Below are 17015 nucleotides of genomic sequence, written 5' to 3'. Positions count from 1 at the left end.
CCTCCTCTTCCAAGACAGGCATCATAGCGCCGTCACCGTCGATTTAAAACGAGAGGCTTGCCGGCTGAATGGCCGTGAAATCCTCCTGCCCGGCAAAGAGGAAGGAGAAATCACTCTCGCATACTCGCTTGACCGCAGGATGTTGGATCATCCGCTCGGCAAAGATGACGTAATACTCCTCCATCAGATCCTGGGTTTCACCTAGCAGCATCACCTCCTCCCCCTCCAGGATCTCTTCCCGATAGATGGTCGGAGCCATGAAGATGCCCTGATTGAAGAAGCCGAACGCCTTCATCAGCGCCGCATCATCGAATTCTCCCAGAATACTGGGGGAAATCCCCTGCTGCTCGAACCACTGGGTCAGTTGACGACCCATGGCGGTACGGCGGCCCGGGATGAGCAGCTTGCGCTCTTCCAGGCAAGCAGGGAAAGGCTGGGAGGGCAGAGGCGCCTTGCAGAAGAAACTGACGCCGCATCCCCCCAGACGCTTGGACAGCAACCCGGCATGCTGGCTGGAGTCCACCGGGCAATCAGAGAGGATCATGTCGAGCTTGTGCTCGCTCAACTGCTCCAGGAGCAGTTCATGGGTCGACTCGAAGCAGCGCAGGTGAATGGAACCATCATTGGGGATCACGGAGAGCAGTACCCGGCTGGCAAGACGCTTGGAGAGTGCATCGGCGATGCCCACGTCGAACAGGATCTGGCTCTCCTTGCGGTAGTTGACGATATCCAGCATCTCGTAGGAGAGGCTGAACATCTTGTCCGCATAGCGAAACACCAGTTGGCCAAGCTCGGTGGCCTCAAGGGAGCGCCCCTTTCTGATCAGCAACTTGCCGCCAAGACGCTGTTCGAGCAGCTTGATCTGACCGGTCACGGTCTGCGGAGTCAAAAAGAGGGCTTCCGCCGCCTGCGTGACGGAGCCCTTCTTCTGAGTCATCCAAAAATAGTAGAGATGGTTGTAGTTAAGGTGTGACATCCGATGGGGTTCCCGCGCCAGGCGGGCTCCGGTAGCAGCTGAGTTCAACCGCCAGAATGTCATACATGTCGCTGATCGAGTCAACCTTGTTCGCGTCGAACTGTGCCTGCAGATGGGCCTTGAGACGACCGGCATCCGGCATTCGCTCGGTGCAATAGCGCTTGTTGGACAGCTTGACTCGCTCGCCGGCACGACTGCTCAGTGCCCGTTCGGCGAAGGTCTCTCCGAACCGGGCTTTTACCTGTGAGTCCCCCAGCATGAGTGCGCTGTCGACCACCCCGTTGAGATAGGCAGAGCAACTTGCCGAGGTGGCATCCCGCTGACAATCGACCAGGCCATTTGCCCAGATTGCAGGGCTCGCCAGCATGACTAACCATCCTAGTTTTCTCATAACCCCTCCGTACTTTGATTCGCCTCCCGATTGGGCAGCGATATCCGCAGTGCGATGTAACCGATCACAGCCGCGAGCGTGGAACCTGCCAGGATCCCGAGGCGCGAGTAGCTGCCGTAGTCCAGTCCGCCATGCTCGAATGCCAGCGATGCGATAAACATCGACATGGTAAAGCCGATGCCACACAGAATGCTGACGGCAAAGATCTGTCTGAAGTTCACTCCTTGCGGCAGTTGGGCAATGCCTGATTTCACTGCCAGCCAGCTGATGGTGAAAATCCCGAGCGGCTTGCCGACGAAGAGCCCCAGGATGATCCCCATGGGGAGCGGATTGAGCAGAGCCGAGAAGTAGATCCCCTCCAGCGATACCCCGGCGTTGGCGAAAGCGAAAAGTGGCAGGATCAGGAAGGCGCTCCAGGGGTGCAGCACATGCTCCAGATGCTTGAGTGGCGATGCGTAACGCTTGCCGTTGAGGGGGATCATGAAGCCCACGATGACCCCCGCCAGGGTCGCATGGACACCGGACTTGAGCACGGCAACCCAGAGCACCAGGCCGACCAGCATATAGAGTCCAATCCTGTCCTCACCACGGCGATTCATCCAGAGCAAGGCCAGGGTGGCCACCACACCTATCGCCAGCGCAGTCAGCGACAGTTGCTGGGTGTAGAAGAGGGCAATGATGATGATGACCCCCAGATCGTCCATGATAGCCAGCGCCAGCAAGAAGACCTTGAGGCTGGTCGGTACCCGCTTGCCCAGCAGCGCCATGACCCCGAGAGCGAAGGCGATGTCGGTGGCGGCCGGAATCGCCCAGCCAGCACGGGTAGCCTCGTCTCCGTAGTTGAAGAAGCTATAGATGAGGGCCGGTGCCAACATACCCCCCACGGCAGCAATGGCCGGGAAGGTTGCCTGCACCCGGGAGGAAAGCGCTCCCTCCAGCATCTCTCGCTTCACCTCGAGACCCACCAGCAGGAAGAAGATCGCCATGAAGCCATCATTGATCCAGAGCAGCAGCGGCTTGTTGATGTCGAGGGCCGCGATGCGAACCTGCACCTCGGTATTGAGGAAGCTCTGATAGTGTTGCGCCAGCGCCGAATTGGCCAGGCCGATGGCAAGCAGGGCGGCCAGGATCAGAATGATCCCGGAAGCGGACTCCAGTTTGAGAAAACGCTTGAATACATCGCTCATATCTAACTACCCATAAAATTGCATCTTTTCAGTCTAGGGCTCGAGTAGCTCAATGAAAAATCGTTTCTTACGGCTGATAACAACGAAAAAACCGAAAGCAAAACAGATAATGCCTGCTATAAGCAGGTTATCTCCCCTTTTCAGGAGCCGCCTCCCAGCCCGAAAATTGCATATTAATTCACAAAAATGCAAAAAGGCGCCCGCAGGCGCCTCTAATAGCTGAGTGTCGATTCATCGTCACCTGAGAGACGGGGCTCGCCCCGTACTCATAACATACTCAAATGGCGACAGGCGCCTTGATCCCAGGATGGGGATCATAGCCCTGGATCTCGAAATCCTCGAATCTGTAATCGAAGATGGAGTCAGGTTTGCGCTTGATCACCAGTTGCGGCAAAGGGCGCGGCTCGCGGGTGAGTTGCAGTGCCGTCTGCTCCATGTGGTTGGAGTAGAGGTGCACGTCGCCGCCGGTCCAGACAAAGTCCCCCACTTCCAGATCGCACTGCTGCGCCATCATGTGGGTCAGCAGCGCATAGCTGGCAATGTTGAACGGCAGGCCAAGGAAGACATCACAACTGCGCTGGTAGAGCTGGCAGGAGAGCTTGCCATCCGCCACATAGAACTGGAAGAAGGCGTGGCAGGGTGCCAACGCCATTTTGTCCAGCTCGCCCACGTTCCAGGCGGAGACGATGATGCGGCGGGAATCCGGGTTGTGCTGGATGTCATCCACCGCCTTCTGGATCTGGTCGATGACAGACCCATCGGCCGCCGGCCAGGAGCGCCACTGGGCACCATAGACAGGCCCCAGATCACCGTGCTCGTCGGCCCACTCGTCCCAGATGCTGACACCGTGCTCTTTCAGATAGGCGGTGTTGGTATCGCCGTTGAGGAACCAGAGCAGCTCGTGAATGATGGAGCGCAGGTGGCACTTCTTGGTGGTCACCAGCGGGAATCCCTCGGCCAGGTTGAAGCGCATCTGATGACCGAACAGGGAGACGGTCCCGGTCCCGGTGCGATCGGATTTGACGGTCCCTTCATCCAGAATTTTCTGCATCAGGTCGAGATAGGCACGCATTACTTCGCCTCCTTGGGTGCATTGCCGAACAGACGGGGCTGCTTGTAGGCGGCCCAGACCATGAGCGCACCCGCCACTATCATCGGGGTAGAGAGGATCTGGCCCATGCTGATCTCATTGAAGTAGAGACCCAGCTGGCTGTCAGGCTGACGAACAAACTCCACCAGGAAGCGGAACAGACCGTAGAAGAGCAGGAACATCCCGGAAATGGCGCCACGTGGTGGGTGCTTGCGCCAGAACAGGTTCAGGATGATGAAGAGCACCACCCCTTCCAGCGCGAACTGATAGAGCTGGGACGGGTGACGCGGCTCGGGGCCAGCCTCGGGGAAGATGATTGCCCAGGGGACATCGGTCACCCGACCCCACAGCTCGCCGTTCATGAAGTTGCCGATGCGGCCAACACCGAGGCCGAACGGAATCAGCGGCGCCACGAAATCCGCCACGGTGAAGAAGTGGCGCTGGGTTTTGTGGGCAAACCAGATCATGGCGGTGATCACCCCGATGAGGCCACCGTGGAACGACATGCCACCGGTCCATATCTTGAACAGATAGGTCGGGTCGGCGAGGAAGAGATCGAAGTTATAGAACAGCACGTAACCGATGCGCCCTCCCAGGATCACCCCGAGAAAGCCGTAGAACAGCAGGTCGGATACCTCGTTGCGGGTCCAGCCGCTATTGGGTGCATCGGCGCGGCGACCTGCCAGCCACATGGCGAAGGCAAAACCGAACAGGTACATGAGACCATACCAGCGTACCGATAATGGTCCCAAACTGAATGCTACGGGATCAATCTGCGAGAAAACCCAATATCCGTCGTGCTGCATAGGCGGCCCCAATCATAAGAAAAGCCGCATTCTCCGATCATTCTTACGCAGTAACAAGGTGGAATATCAATCGGGCAGCCTGACCTTGTGCCCAGCCCGCAGCAATCCGCCCAGACCGTGCTCTTCCAGATATCGGGCAAACAGGCCCCGCAGCACGTGAGGATTGTCATGCTTGAGACCATCCGCCATCAGCGCCTTCAACTCGCCAAGGTCGGATTGCCGCAGCACGTATTTGATGCGGGAGATGTTGTGGGTATTCATGCTGAAACGACGATAGCCCATGGCCAGCAGCAGCAGCACTCCGACCGGATCGCCAGCCAGCTCGCCACAAACAGAGACCGGCTTGTGATAGCGCTGAGAGGCATCGACCAACAGTTGCAAAGCGCGGATCACCGCGGGATGGAAGGCATCGTAGATGCTGGCGACACGGGCATTGTTGCGATCCACCGCCAGCAGGTACTGGGTCAGGTCGTTGCTGCCCACCGACCAGAAGTCGATGAGCGGCGCCATCTCCGGCAGGATGTACAGCGCGGAGGGGACTTCGATCATCACCCCGAGACTGGGGTAGCGGATCACCGCATCGCGGCTGGCCGCTTCTTCCGACACCTCGCGCCACGCCTGATCCAGCAGACGACGGGAGGCCTTGATTTCACTGACGCTGCTGATCATCGGCAGCATGATGGCCAGATTGTCCAGCCCTTCGCTGGCCCGCAACATGGCCTTGAGCTGCACCAGGAAGAGTTCGGGGTGATCCAGGGTGAGCCGGATCCCCCGCCAACCAAGGAAGGGATTTTCCTCCACGATGGGGAAATAGGGCAGTTGCTTGTCCCCCCCCACGTCCAGAGTCCGCATGCAAACCGGGCGATCCCGATAGGTTTCCAGGATCCCGCGATAGCGGGCAGTCTGCTCCCACTCCGAAGGGAAGCTGTCCTGCAGCATGAAGGGGATCTCGGTGCGATAGAGCCCGACCCCGTCCGCCAGATGATTGAGGGAGATCTCGGTATCCGCACTCAGCCCTGCGTTGAGCAGCAGAGAGACCTTGGTGCCGTCGGCGGTCTCGGAGGGCTGGTTGTCGACGCTACGCACCAGGGTGTCGAGTGCCCGCTCCTCACTCAGCAGTTGCCGGTACTCGGTCAGGATCACTTGGTTGGGTTCGATGAAGAGATCGCCGCTGTAGCCATCGATGACCAGAGTGCGCCCGCCGATGTCACCGAGGGGCAGATCCACCCCCATGATGGCCGCCACCCCCATGGCACGGGCCAGGATGGCGGCATGGGAGTTGGTCCCGCCCTTGAGCGACACCACACCGTTCAGAAATTCCCTCGGGATCTCCGCAAGGATGGTGGCCGTCACTTCATCGGCGACCAGCACCACGGGTTCGCCGATGGTGAGCTGCTCGGGTTCGTCCTGCACCAGCCGGCTGATGAGCCGCTGGGCGATGTCTTTCACATCGGTGGAGCGCTCCCGCAGATAGGGATCCTTCATCCCCTTGAACTGCTCTATCAGCCGATCGCTGATGAGTTTGACCGCCGAGATCGCCGTCCAGTGTTCCTTGCTGACCTTGTTGCGGATGGGCTTGATGTAGCCGGGATCGTTTAGCAGGTGCAGATAGATGTCGAAGATGGCGACCGAGTCCTGGCTGTAGCTCTCGCGAAAACGCAGTGCCAGGCTCTCCAGATCGTGGCGCACTTCCTCCACCGCCAGCTCGAGACGGGCAAGCTGCTTGGCATGATCCTCGTCCTTGCGCGGCGTGATGGTATTGAGTGCCTTGCGCGGACGCCACACCCAGGCCTTGGCGATGGCGATGCCACTCGCCCCGGCAATACCGCGCAGCGGCTTGCTCCAGTCGGTCTTCTGCAGCCACCCCTTGGCCTGGGCCTGGGCGATGCGGGCAGCCAGCTGAGCCGCCAGGGTGACCATGAAGGACTCCTCCCCCTCATCGAAGAGGCGGCTCTCCTTTTGCTGCACGACCAGAATCCCCACTACCTGACGCTGATGCATGATGGGAGCGCCGAGGAAGGAGCGAAACGCCTCTTCCGCCACATCGGGCAGGAACTTGAAACTGGGGTGAGAGGGGGCATCGGCCAGGTTGATCAGCTCTTCACGCTGACCCACCAAGCCGACGATACCCTGCTCGAACGGCAGGGTGGCCTTGCCCACGGCCGATTCGGCCAGACCATCGGTCGCAGCCAGTCGATAGCGGCGCATGTCCGGCTCGGCCACGTAGACGGAGCAGCAGTCCACCGTCATGGCGAGCCGGGTCTGGCTCACCAATGCTTGCAAGGCCTGTTCGAGGGTGTTGGCCTCGGCCATGCTTTCCACGATGCGTCTGAGTTCCGTCAGCAACTAGTTGTGCTCCTTAACGCGAGCGGTTGCGCCGCCCATCTTTTCGGTTAGCCTGCACCACGGGGACTGGCATGGCCAGCGGGGCAAACTCCTTCATCACCCGGCGGTAAACCTCCCGCTTGAAGGAGACGACCTGACGAACCGGGTACCAGAAGCTGACCCAACGCCAATCATCAAATTCCGGGTGACCATGACAGCCAAACTGGATCCTGGACTCTTTGCCAGGATCGAGCTGCAACAAAAACCATTTCTGCTTCTGGCCAATACAGACCGGTGAACTGTCCCAGCGGACGAGTCGTTTGGGTAAGCGATACTTCAGCCAGTTGCGACTGGTCGCCAGTATGGTCACATCGTCCTGCTTGAGGCCTATCTCCTCATACAGCTCACGATACATGGCCTGTTCCGGCGATTCACCATCATCAACCCCCCCCTGCGGAAACTGCCAGGAGTGCTGCCCATAGCGCTTAGCCCACAATACTTGTCCGTCACGGTTACAGATCACGATGCCGACATTGGGACGAAATCCGTCACCATCTATCACGTGATCACCTTATAAAGGCTGAATCTATAACGAGATTGTTCCACATTCACCCCGTGGCGGCAAACAGGGACTGTCATCTTCCATTCATGAATAACTTGGCATTTCAAGCAAAGTTATAAACAAATTGAAGGTTCATGCTAGGCAAGTTGCCCACCCAGACTGTGCATAAACCTGTGATCAAGCAGGTATATACAGTAGTTTTATACTGTGGCATTGCACGGAAGCATATCATACCCGATTCACTTAAAAACAAAATATACATTTAAATACATAAGGTTATAGTTTAATTGCTGGATCAAGATCCATGTCTTTTGCCTAAGAGGATCCAGCCTGTTAATTGTGAACAAGTTCGACTGCTCAAAGATCCACCAAGACGGATTTATCCACAGATATGGCGCATTATCTGCACCGAAATGGCGCTGAAAATCGGCGTACTCTCACATTTATTTCTGGTGCCACGCTTCCTTTCACCACTTTACGCCAGTTATCCAAGATTTCTGTGGATAACTGTGTGCAACAGCTCGCACAAACCCTTGGACAACTCGTTTATGCGGGGATCCGGCGGGTCAACATACTGGATAAATAAAGTAAAATCCTTTAAAATCATTTAGATATGTTGAATTCTGTCACCCATGTCTCCCTGTGTATAGTCGGGCGAGGATCGGTTATAAAATCAGCGATACCATGCAAGGATCCGTATTGCGATGTCTATTATCTCCAGAGGAGCCCTCATGCCCGCCAATCCCCAGTCAGAACAAGAGCTGCTCAGTCGAGCCTACGCCATGGCTGGCTTCACTCTGGCCCAGCTTGCCGCAACGGCGGGCATCCCCGTACCGCGGGATCTCAGGCGTGACAAGGGCTGGACAGGGCAGTTGATCGAGTGGCAGCTGGGGGCCAGTGCAGGTAGCCGTCCCGAGCAGGATTTTCCGGATCTCGGTATCGAGCTCAAGACGATCCCCATCGATCCTCAAGGGCGCCCGCTGGAAACCACCTTTGTCTGCGTGGCCCCCCTCATCGGGGTCAGCGGCCAGCGCTGGGAGGAGTCGAACGTGCGCAACAAGCTGTCGCGGGTGCTCTGGATCCCGGTGGAAGGCAGCCGCGACATCCCTGTCGGCGACCGTCGCGTCGGCATGCCGCTGCTGTGGAGCCCGAATGAAGAGGAAGAAGGACTGCTGCGCCAGGACTGGGAAGAGCTGATGGACATGATAGTGCTGGGGGAAGTGGAGCAGATCAGCGCCCGCCACGGCCAGGTATTGCAGCTACGCCCCAAGGCGGCCAACAGCAAGGCGCTGACCCGCGCCATCGGCCGCAATGGCCAACCCATCATGACGCTACCACGGGGCTTCTACCTCAAGATCGAGTTCACCCATCAACTCCTGCAGCGCCATTTTGCCCTCCCCCTTTGATCCTGCTTATCAACATCCTTGTCATAGAGTGATATAAAAATAACCAGCGCTACTTTCTTCGCAGCCAGTGACAAGGAGTCCATATGCCGATCAACAAGCAATTCCTCAAATCCCGTCCCGAGGTCAAGGTGACCTTTGCCGTCGAAAAGGAGGCCGCCGGTGATGCCGAGCAGGTCTTGCTGCTGGGTGAATTCAGCCAGTGGCAGCCCATTGAACTGAAGAGGATGAAAAACGGGGAGTTCAAGGCGACACTCAACCTGCCGACCGATGGCCCCAGCCATTTCGAGTATTGCTATCAGCTAGTGCAACCCGATGGTGAAACCCTTTATGACAACGACTGGGAGGCGGACGACTATGTGCCTGGCCCCTTCGGGCGTGACAACTCGGTGGTGCGGGTCAGCCAGCCCGGTTGAGCCAATACCCCGCACACGGATACAAAAAAGGCTCGCCATTGGCGAGCCTTTTCACTACCTGTCGAGCTTTTCGCCGACATACCGACACCAATTCGAATCGAATTAGTTGAGCTTCTCTTTGATACGAGCAGCTTTGCCGGACAGGTTGCGCAGGTAGTACAGTTTGGCGCGGCGAACATCACCACGACGCTTCAGTTCTACACTGTGGATCAGCGGAGAGTGAGTCTGGAATACACGCTCAACACCTTCGCCGTTGGAGATCTTGCGAACGGTGAAAGCAGAGTGCAGACCGCGGTTACGCTTGGCAATCACGATGCCTTCGAAAGCCTGCAGACGCTCTTTACCACCTTCTTTAACACGAACTTGAACACGTACGGTGTCGCCCTGGGCAAAAGCCGGGATGTCGGTACGCAGTTGCTCTTGTTCAAGCTGCTGAATAATCTTGCTCATTGTCTTTCCTTACCTAGGATAAACTGAAAACTCTACTTAACGCTGTCACGCACTTCGCGGACATACTCGGCAAGAAGTGATTCTTGCTCGTCAGTCAGAGCTAGGTTGTTAATAAGTTCCGGCCTTCTCTGCCAGGTTCGTCCGAGCGATTGCTTGAGTCGCCAGCGCCGAATCACTTCGTGATTGCCGCTTGTCAGCGCCTCGGGCACCGCCAATCCATCCAACACCTCCGGCCGAGTATAGTGGGGATGATCCAGCAGCCCATCCGTGAAGGAGTCCTGCTCGGCACTGGCCTGATCACCCAAGACCCCCGGGACCAGACGCGAAACCGCATCGATCAGGGTCATGGCAGGCAACTCGCCACCACTTAACACGTAATCCCCGATAGACCACTCTTCGTCGACTTCGGTTTGTATCACGCGCTCATCGATACCTTCGTATCGACCGGCGACCAGAATCAGTTTCTGATTCGTCGCCAACTCGGTTACGCCCGCTTGAGTCAGCTTGCGTCCCTGAGGAGAGAGATAGATGACTTTCGCCCCGTCTCCCGCCGCTTGCTTGGCTGCATGAATGGCATCACGCAGCGGCTGAACCATCATCAACATGCCGGGCCCACCACCATAAGGACGATCATCGACCGTACGGTGTTTGTCGTGGGTGAAGTCCCGAGGGTTCCAGCACTCAATCTGCAGCAGGCCACTCTTGACGGCCCGACCCGTTACCCCGTGCTCGGTAATGGCTCGGAACATTTCCGGGAAGAGGCTAATGACCCCAATCCACATAAGAAACCTCCGGCACCCGTGTTAGCGCGGGAAACTAGAAACCAGGATCCCAATCAACTTCGATTGTTCGAGCAGTCAGATCAATATTCTTGATCACCTGCTCTTCCAGGAACGGTATCAACCGCTCCTTTGCACCAAAGGCATCTTTTACATTGGCCTCAACCACCAACACATCGTTGGAGCCGGTTTCCATCAATTCGGTCACCTTGCCCAGGTCGTATCCCTTGGTGGTTACCACGGTGCAACCAATGAGGTCACGCCAGTAGAACTCCCCTTCGGGCAACGCAGGCAACAGATCGGCGGGAACGCCAATCTCGACGTTGGTCAATGCCAGGGCATCCTCACGCACATCGATACCATCGAGTTTGCAGATCAGACCCTTGTTGTGACGTTTCCAGGATGACACCCGGATTTCACGCCACGCCCCGTTCTGATTGATCAGCCAGGGGTTGTAATCGAAAATCGCTTCGGCAACATCGGTGAAGGAGTTCACTTTAAGCCAGCCCTTGATTCCGTAAACGGTCCCCAGGGTGCCCAGAACTACAGGTTTTTCCACCTTAACTCCCTACCGTTTGGCTGATTAAGCAGCTTTGGCAGCGTCTTTGATCAGCTTGGCAACGCGGTCAGAAACAGCGGCACCAGTAGCAACCCAATGCTCGATACGAGCCAGGTCCAGGTTCAGCTTTTCAGCGTTACCAGCAGCAACCGGGTTGAAGAAACCGACGCGCTCGATGAAACGACCGTCACGGGCGTTACGGCTGTCAGCAACTACTACCTGGTAGAACGGACGCTTTTTCGCGCCACCACGTTGTAAACGAATGGTTACCATATCGTCCTCATAAACATCTAATGAACAAGGCCTGCAAATACGCAGACCCTAGCTTAAAATAAGCCGCGTAATTCTACTTGGATTCGTAATAATTGCAACCAAGCCAGCTATTTTTTGCGCAGGGATTGGCATGAAAAAGGCTCACCAGGGTGAGCCTTTCTACCTGACCAGCAGGAAAATCAGAACGGACCGCGACCGCCACCACCGAATCCGGGGGGCAGCATGTTCTTCATCTGGCCCATCATCTTGCGCATACCGCCCTTGCCGGACATTTTCTTCATCATGCGCTGCATCTCGGTGAACTGCTTGAGCAGCTTGTTCACATCCTGGACCTGCATGCCGGAGCCCGCAGCGATGCGGCGCTTGCGGGAGCCCTTGATGAGATCGGGATGGGCACGCTCTTTCGGCGTCATGGAGCTGATGATGGCCTCCATCCGCACGGTGAGCTTGTCATCCATCTGATCCTTGATGTTGTCCGGCAGGCCGGACATGCCGGGCAGCTTGTCGAGCATCCCCATCATGCCACCCATGTTGCGCATCTGGGCCAGCTGCTCACGGAAGTCTTCCAGGTCGAAGCCCTTGCCGCTCTTCACCTTGCTGGCCAGCTTGGCCGCCTTCTCTTTATCGACGTTGCGCTCCACCTCTTCGATGAGAGAGAGCACATCCCCCATGCCGAGGATGCGGGAGGCGAGACGATCCGGATGGAACGGCTCCAGCGCGTCAGTCTTCTCACCCATACCGATGAACTTGACCGGCTTGCCGGTGATATGGCGAACCGACAGTGCGGCACCACCGCGGGCATCACCGTCTGCCTTGGTAAGGATCACACCGGTGAGCGGCAGCGCTTCGTTGAAGGCCTTGGCGGTATTGGCAGCATCCTGGCCTGTCATGGCATCCACCACGAACAGGGTTTCGACAGGCTTGATGGTGGCGTGCAGATCCTGGATCTCCGCCATCATTTCGCCATCGACGTGCAGACGACCGGCAGTATCGACGATCACCACGTCATAGAACTTCTTGCGCGCCTGATCGATGGCGGCAGTGGCAATGGCGATCGGTTTCTGGCTGGCATCACTCGGGAAGAAGTCGACACCGATGTCGCCCGCAAGGGTCTCAAGCTGCTTGATCGCCGCCGGACGGTAGACGTCCGCACTGACCACCAGCACCTTTTTCTTGCTGCGCTCCTTGAGCAGTTTGGCCAGTTTGCCGACCGTAGTGGTCTTACCGGCCCCCTGAAGACCTGCCATCAGGATAATGGCCGGCGGCTGGGCAGCCAGGTTGAGCTGTTCGTTGGCCTCCCCCATTACGGTGACCAGTTCGCCATGGACGATCTTGATGAAGGCCTGGCCCGGGCTCAGGGATTTGGCCACTTCCTGGCCCACGGCACGTTCCTTAACGCGCGCCACGAAATCGCGCACCACCGGCAGGGCGACGTCCGCCTCGAGCAACGCCATGCGGACTTCGCGCAGGGTATCCTTGATATTCTCTTCGGTCAGACGGCCGCGGCCGCTGACGTTGCGCAGGGTGCGCGAGAGTCGTTCAGTCAAATTCTCAAACATGACGCTTTCCGGTTCTTGGCGTGACACTGGGGGCATTATACCCCGGTCAGCACTCTAGGGACGATTACTCGCCGCTTGCCGCGGCGGCCTGCCATCGAACGGGCAGGTCAACAAATGGAGGGCAGTATACCCCAGTCAACGCCGGAGGACGATTATTCGCCGCACGGTGACCATCAACGCCTACTTATATGTGGGCAGTTAGCCTCTGGCACAACTGGCGAGCATATCTTGTGCAAGGTATACTGCCCCTCTTATCCATAAAGCTTGTTTGACAACGACCTGGTTATGATCGTGATCTCTGTTCTGGCCCTGGCGTTTTACCTGCTGGCCATCATCGCCTCACTGCACCTGCTGCTCAGCGCCAAGCCCGTCGGGCAAGTATCGCTGTTCGCCTGTGTCGGCCTGGCCCTGACCGCCCATGGCATGGCGGTGGGCAGCGAAGTGCTGGCCACCCATTCCGGCCAGAATCTCAGCATGTTGAACGTGGCGTCCCTGGTCAGCCTTATCATCAGTTGCTTCATGACCTGCGTCACCCGACGCTTCAACGGCTGGATCCTGCTCCCCGTCGTCTACAGTTTTTCAGCCCTGCTGCTGGCAGCCAGCGCGCTCATTCCCGGGCGCTACATCACCCATCTGGAAGCACACCCCCAGTTACTGCTGCACATAGGCCTCGCGCTGATGGCCTATTCGGTACTGATGATCGCCTGCTTGTTTGCCCTCCAGCTTGCCTGCCTGGACAGGCAACTGAAATCCAGAAAGATCAGCCACCTGCCAGCCATGCCACCCCTGATGACGGTGGAGAAACGCCTGTTTCAGCTCATTTCCGCAGGTCTGCTGCTGCTGACCCTCTCCATCGCATCCGGCCTGTTCTTCCTGGAAGACATGTTTGCCCAGGGCAAGTCCCACAAGGCCATCCTCTCTATCCTGGCCTGGTGCGTCTACGCTCTGCTGCTCTGGGGTCACCATACCCGTGGCTGGCGCGGCCGCAAGGTCATCATGCTGAGCCTCATCGGCAGCTTCATCCTGACACTGGCCTATTTTGGCAGCCGCTTCGTCAAGGAAGTGCTGCTTAGCTGACGCACGAACATTCCCCAACCATCCTTACAGGAGCCCTTCTTGGACAGTATCTCAACGAGTACATTGCTGATTGTTCTCGTTATCTTGATCCTTTTGTCAGCCTTCTTCTCCAGTTCCGAAACCGGTCTGATGTCGCTCAACCGCTACAAGCTGCGGCATCTGGCCCAGACCAAGCACAAAGCTGCCCGCCGGGTCGAGAAGCTGCTGGCCAGGCCGGACCGCCTGCTTGGCCTCATTCTCATCGGCAACAATCTGGTCAACATCCTGGCCTCCGCCATCGCGACCATCGTCTGCATCCGGCTGTTCGGGGATCTCGGCGTCGCCATTGCCACCTTCGGGCTGACCCTGGTGGTACTGGTATTCGGGGAAGTCACCCCCAAGACACTGGCGGCCATGTTCCCCGAGCGGATAGCCTACCCTGCCTCCTGGATCCTCAAGGGGCTGATGGTGCCGTTCGCTCCCCTTGTCTGGCTCATCAACAGCATCACGAACCTGCTGCTGAAACTCTTGCGTCTAGAGCACAACAAGGATGACTCCCTCAATTCCGAAGAGCTGCGCACCATCGTCAACGAGGCGGGCAATCTCATTCCCAAGCACCACCAGGAGATGCTGATAAGCATCCTGGATCTCGACAAGATGACGGTGGAGAACATCATGGTCCCGCGCAGCGAGATCTCCGCCATCGACATCAATGACGACTGGAAGATCATACTGCGCCAGCTGGCCCACTGCGCCCACACCAAGATCCTGCTCTATCGCGACAACATCGATGACGTCGTCGGCTTCCTGCACTCACGGGACGCCCTGAGACTGGTCGCCCGGGATCAGTTCAGCAAGTCCAGCCTGCTGCGGGAAGTCGACCCCATCTATTTCATCCCCCAGGGGACCCCCCTCAACGTGCAGTTGGCCAAGTTCCAGCGCAACAAGGAGCGAATTGGCCTTATCGTCGACGAATATGGCGATATTCAGGGGCTGATCACCCTGGACGACATCCTGGAAGAGATTGTCGGTGACTTCACCACCTCCATGACACCGACCCCGAGTGACGAGATCCATCCCCAGCCGGACGGCTCCTTCCTGGTCGAAGGCTCCGCCAGCATCCGCGAGCTGAACAAGGAGATGGACTGGCACCTGCCCATGGACGGCCCACGGACCCTCAATGGCGCCATCCTGGAGTACCTTGAGGAGATCCCCCAACCCAACATCAGTGTCAGGCTGGCGGGCTACCCTATCGAGATTCTCGAAGTGGAGAACAACATGGTGAAGATGGCGAGGATCATGCCGCACCTGTACCGGGACGATTCAGGGTACGAGGATTGAAAAAAGGCTGCCGATGGCAGCCTTTTTGTTTCACTCGCTCTCGTCATCCGGCTCCAGCACCAGAGTGGGGATGAGCTCACCGAACACCTGCTGCAACTCGTCACGGTTTGCCAGCAAATCCTGCAGCGTATAGCCATCCATCACCGCGAGGAAGGCGTTCATCGCCTCCTTCAAGGCACTCTTGAGCAGACAGACGGAGACGATATGGCAGACCGGGGAGCTGCAGTCGATCCCGTCCAGATTGCCTTCCAATGCCCGGATCACTTGCCCGATATTGATCTCGTCGGGGGAGCGCGCCATGCGGATGCCACCATTCTTGCCGCGTTGTGACTGCAGATAGCCCAGTTTCACCAACTGGTTCACCACCTTCACCATGTGGTTGCGGGATACGTCGTACAAGGCGGATACCTTGGCCACGCTCGACAGTTCCCCCTCCGGCAGGGTGGCCAGATAGAGCAGGGCTCTCAATCCAAAATCGGTATAGCTCGTTAGTCTCATAGTGCCTGTAGCGCCTAGCGCGAAGAATTGATGATTGATCCAGATCAATTAAACATTTAGGATGCAACTTAATAAGTGACATTCCAGATGTTCAATTAGAAAGGACCTCCTATGTTAGACCAAGCCACCATCGCCGTCATCAAGAGCACCATTCCTTTGCTCGAATCGGCGGGCCCTGACCTCACACGGCACTTTTATCAGCGCATGTTCAGCCACAATCCCGAGTTGAAGGATGTCTTCAACCTGGCTCACCAGCGTAGCGGGGGACAGCCCTTGGCACTGTTCAGTGCGGTGGCGGCCTATGCCAGGAACATTGACAATCTGGGGGCCCTGGCCGGAGCCGTTGAACGCATCGCCCACAAACACACGGGTTTCCTGATCCAGCCGGAACAATATCACATTGTGGGTAGTCATCTCTTGGCCACGCTCAAAGAAATGGGTGGCAACGCTGTCACGGAGGAGGTCCTTACCGCCTGGGGCAAGGCGTACGGTGTGCTGGCCGACATCTTTATCGGCCGGGAGAGCGAGCTCTATCGGGAAAAGGCAAGCCAGGACGGTGGTTGGCAGGGAACCCGCCCTTTCATCATCAAGGAGAAGCGTCAGGAGAGTGAACTCATCACCTCTTTCGTCCTGGCCCCCCTCGATGGCAACCCCGTGTTGCGTTTCAAACCGGGGCAATATCTCAGTATCAAGCTGGTTCATCCCGCCCTCGAGCATCAGGAGATCCGCCAGTACTCCCTCTCGGACGCCCCCAATGGCCGCGACTACCGCATCAGCGTCAAGCGCGAACTCAGGGGTCAGGCCTCCAACCTGTTGCATGATCATCTTCACATCGGTGACACGGTCGACATCATGCCGCCGGCCGGCGACTTCTTCCTGCAAGAGGTGACAGACACGCCCGTGGTGCTGATCTCCGCCGGGGTCGGCCTCACCCCCATGCTGAGCATGCTCAACCACTTGCTGGCCGAGGGCCCGGATATGGATATTCGCTGGCTTCATGCCTGCGAACACGGCGCCCACCACGCGTTCAGGGACGAGATCCGGGCAAAGAGCAGGCACCACGGGAAACTGGAGAGCCGGGTCTGGTATCGGGAGCCGGGGGAGCAGGATGTCAAAGGAGAGGATTACGACTTCAGCGGCACTCTGGCACTGGAGCAGGTCACCGACCTCATTCCGGCCGACGCCCACTACTATTTCTGCGGCCCTGTCCCGTTCATGAAGGCAGTCAAAGCTCAGTTGGAGAATGTGGGCGTGCCTGCCGAGCGGATGCACTACGAGGTCTTCGGCCCCCATCAGGACCTCTGATCCCTCCCCTGACCGGGAAAATGCACAAGGCCCACAAGC

General features: G+C 57.7%; 18 protein-coding genes. 5 read left to right on the top strand and 13 right to left on the bottom strand.

All coding sequences use genetic code 11. The features are described 5' to 3' along the window. Nucleotides 1–43 precede the first annotated feature (43 nt). From nhaR to rppH, 7 genes are all read right to left on the bottom strand, one after another. On the bottom strand, nucleotides 44–976 hold the full coding sequence (nhaR, locus tag I6L48_RS06850; protein WP_010673095.1) for a transcriptional activator NhaR: 933 nt from the start codon (nucleotides 974–976) through the stop codon (nucleotides 44–46). Further along, nucleotides 963–1367, bottom strand: a complete 405-nt coding sequence (locus I6L48_RS06845; RefSeq protein ID WP_041201435.1) for a hypothetical protein — start codon at nucleotides 1365–1367, stop codon at nucleotides 963–965. Before I6L48_RS06845 ends, nhaR begins: the two co-directional genes overlap by 14 nt. Continuing rightward, nucleotides 1364–2554 (bottom strand): Na+/H+ antiporter NhaA, encoded by a 1191-nt coding sequence (nhaA, locus tag I6L48_RS06840; protein ID WP_010673093.1) that lies wholly within the window; start codon nucleotides 2552–2554, stop codon nucleotides 1364–1366. Before nhaA ends, I6L48_RS06845 begins: the two co-directional genes overlap by 4 nt. 277 nt (nucleotides 2555–2831) lie before the next feature. Then, the gene (gene thyA / locus I6L48_RS06835; protein ID WP_042014892.1) at nucleotides 2832–3626 is read right to left on the bottom strand and encodes a thymidylate synthase; all 795 of its coding nucleotides are present in this window, start codon (nucleotides 3624–3626) and stop codon (nucleotides 2832–2834) included. After that, entirely contained in the window at nucleotides 3626–4450 is an 825-nt protein-coding gene (gene lgt / locus I6L48_RS06830; protein WP_039039982.1) for a prolipoprotein diacylglyceryl transferase, read from the bottom strand. Before lgt ends, thyA begins: the two co-directional genes overlap by 1 nt. 66 nt (nucleotides 4451–4516) lie before the next feature. Beyond that, nucleotides 4517–6796, bottom strand: coding sequence for a phosphoenolpyruvate--protein phosphotransferase (gene ptsP / locus I6L48_RS06825; RefSeq protein ID WP_216987883.1), 2280 nt, complete (start codon nucleotides 6794–6796; stop codon nucleotides 4517–4519). Between the two features lie 13 nt (nucleotides 6797–6809). Then, the gene (gene rppH, locus I6L48_RS06820; protein ID WP_010673089.1) at nucleotides 6810–7337 is read right to left on the bottom strand and encodes an RNA pyrophosphohydrolase; all 528 of its coding nucleotides are present in this window, start codon (nucleotides 7335–7337) and stop codon (nucleotides 6810–6812) included. 731 nt (nucleotides 7338–8068) lie between these two features. On the opposite strand from rppH, the gene mutH reads away from it, so the two are divergent. Together mutH and I6L48_RS06810 are read left to right on the top strand one after the other, a co-directional pair. After that, nucleotides 8069–8743, top strand: coding sequence for a DNA mismatch repair endonuclease MutH (gene mutH, locus I6L48_RS06815; protein ID WP_113069602.1), 675 nt, complete (start codon nucleotides 8069–8071; stop codon nucleotides 8741–8743). An 83-nt stretch (nucleotides 8744–8826) separates the two neighbouring features. Next, a complete protein-coding gene (locus I6L48_RS06810; protein WP_010673087.1) occupies nucleotides 8827–9156 on the top strand; it encodes an isoamylase early set domain-containing protein in 330 nt (109 codons plus the stop codon). Between the two features lie 102 nt (nucleotides 9157–9258). On the opposite strand, the gene rplS is transcribed toward I6L48_RS06810, so the two are convergent. From rplS to ffh, 5 genes are all read right to left on the bottom strand, one after another. Continuing rightward, entirely contained in the window at nucleotides 9259–9606 is a 348-nt protein-coding gene (gene rplS / locus I6L48_RS06805; RefSeq protein ID WP_005313505.1) for a 50S ribosomal protein L19, read from the bottom strand. Nucleotides 9607–9638: 32 nt separating this feature from the next. Further along, on the bottom strand, nucleotides 9639–10388 hold the full coding sequence (gene trmD / locus I6L48_RS06800; RefSeq protein WP_005308699.1) for a tRNA (guanosine(37)-N1)-methyltransferase TrmD: 750 nt from the start codon (nucleotides 10386–10388) through the stop codon (nucleotides 9639–9641). A 34-nt stretch (nucleotides 10389–10422) separates the two neighbouring features. After that, nucleotides 10423–10944, bottom strand: a complete 522-nt coding sequence (rimM, locus tag I6L48_RS06795; protein WP_039039979.1) for a ribosome maturation factor RimM — start codon at nucleotides 10942–10944, stop codon at nucleotides 10423–10425. A 24-nt stretch (nucleotides 10945–10968) separates the two neighbouring features. Beyond that, nucleotides 10969–11217 (bottom strand): 30S ribosomal protein S16, encoded by a 249-nt coding sequence (rpsP, locus tag I6L48_RS06790; protein WP_010673084.1) that lies wholly within the window; start codon nucleotides 11215–11217, stop codon nucleotides 10969–10971. Nucleotides 11218–11396: 179 nt separating this feature from the next. Beyond that, nucleotides 11397–12776 carry a signal recognition particle protein gene (gene ffh / locus I6L48_RS06785; protein WP_010673083.1) on the bottom strand — a complete coding sequence of 460 codons (1380 nt, stop codon included), beginning with the start codon at nucleotides 12774–12776 and terminating at the stop codon, nucleotides 11397–11399. A gap of 285 nt (nucleotides 12777–13061) precedes the next feature. Here ffh and ccsA point away from each other — a divergent pair, with 285 nt between their 5' ends. Both ccsA and I6L48_RS06775 read left to right on the top strand, forming a co-directional pair. Further along, nucleotides 13062–13853: an inner membrane protein YpjD gene (ccsA, locus tag I6L48_RS06780; RefSeq protein WP_039040017.1), complete on the top strand. Its 792-nt coding sequence runs from the start codon at nucleotides 13062–13064 to the stop codon at nucleotides 13851–13853. Between the two features lie 39 nt (nucleotides 13854–13892). Continuing rightward, complete coding sequence (locus tag I6L48_RS06775; protein WP_010673081.1) at nucleotides 13893–15173, top strand: HlyC/CorC family transporter; 1281 nt, start codon at nucleotides 13893–13895, stop codon at nucleotides 15171–15173. A 30-nt stretch (nucleotides 15174–15203) separates the two neighbouring features. Here I6L48_RS06775 and I6L48_RS06770 read toward each other — a convergent pair whose 3' ends face one another. Further along, entirely contained in the window at nucleotides 15204–15671 is a 468-nt protein-coding gene (locus I6L48_RS06770) for an Rrf2 family transcriptional regulator (RefSeq protein WP_039039978.1), read from the bottom strand. A 111-nt stretch (nucleotides 15672–15782) separates the two neighbouring features. On the opposite strand from I6L48_RS06770, the gene hmpA reads away from it, so the two are divergent. Then, nucleotides 15783–16976, top strand: coding sequence for an NO-inducible flavohemoprotein (gene hmpA / locus I6L48_RS06765; protein ID WP_210600299.1), 1194 nt, complete (start codon nucleotides 15783–15785; stop codon nucleotides 16974–16976). The last annotated feature ends 39 nt before the right edge of the window (nucleotides 16977–17015 follow it).

Origin of the sequence: Aeromonas sp. FDAARGOS 1418 (assembly GCF_019048585.1) — a bacterium.
Classification (GTDB): domain Bacteria; phylum Pseudomonadota; class Gammaproteobacteria; order Enterobacterales; family Aeromonadaceae; genus Aeromonas; species Aeromonas caviae.
The sequence above is the reverse complement of the archived record's forward strand: the minus strand, read 5'-3'. Positions and strand labels throughout refer to the sequence as shown.

Bases quoted from the DNA above. Each gene is read 5' to 3' on its own strand.
- ccsA (WP_039040017.1), top strand. From the start codon at position 13,062: ATGATCGTGATCTCTGTTCTGGCCCTGGCGTTTTACCTGCTGGCCATC.
- ffh (WP_010673083.1), bottom strand. From the start codon at position 12,776: ATGTTTGAGAATTTGACTGAACGACTCTCGCGCACCCTGCGCAACGTC.
- I6L48_RS06810 (WP_010673087.1), top strand. From the start codon at position 8,827: ATGCCGATCAACAAGCAATTCCTCAAATCCCGTCCCGAGGTCAAGGTG.
- nhaA (WP_010673093.1), bottom strand. From the start codon at position 2,554: ATGAGCGATGTATTCAAGCGTTTTCTCAAACTGGAGTCCGCTTCCGGG.
- rplS (WP_005313505.1), bottom strand. From the start codon at position 9,606: ATGAGCAAGATTATTCAGCAGCTTGAACAAGAGCAACTGCGTACCGAC.
- thyA (WP_042014892.1), bottom strand. From the start codon at position 3,626: ATGCGTGCCTATCTCGACCTGATGCAGAAAATTCTGGATGAAGGGACC.
- lgt (WP_039039982.1), bottom strand. From the start codon at position 4,450: ATGCAGCACGACGGATATTGGGTTTTCTCGCAGATTGATCCCGTAGCA.
- rpsP (WP_010673084.1), bottom strand. From the start codon at position 11,217: ATGGTAACCATTCGTTTACAACGTGGTGGCGCGAAAAAGCGTCCGTTC.
- trmD (WP_005308699.1), bottom strand. From the start codon at position 10,388: ATGTGGATTGGGGTCATTAGCCTCTTCCCGGAAATGTTCCGAGCCATT.
- I6L48_RS06770 (WP_039039978.1), bottom strand. From the start codon at position 15,671: ATGAGACTAACGAGCTATACCGATTTTGGATTGAGAGCCCTGCTCTAT.
- I6L48_RS06845 (WP_041201435.1), bottom strand. From the start codon at position 1,367: ATGAGAAAACTAGGATGGTTAGTCATGCTGGCGAGCCCTGCAATCTGG.
- nhaR (WP_010673095.1), bottom strand. From the start codon at position 976: ATGTCACACCTTAACTACAACCATCTCTACTATTTTTGGATGACTCAG.
- hmpA (WP_210600299.1), top strand. From the start codon at position 15,783: ATGTTAGACCAAGCCACCATCGCCGTCATCAAGAGCACCATTCCTTTG.
- mutH (WP_113069602.1), top strand. From the start codon at position 8,069: ATGCCCGCCAATCCCCAGTCAGAACAAGAGCTGCTCAGTCGAGCCTAC.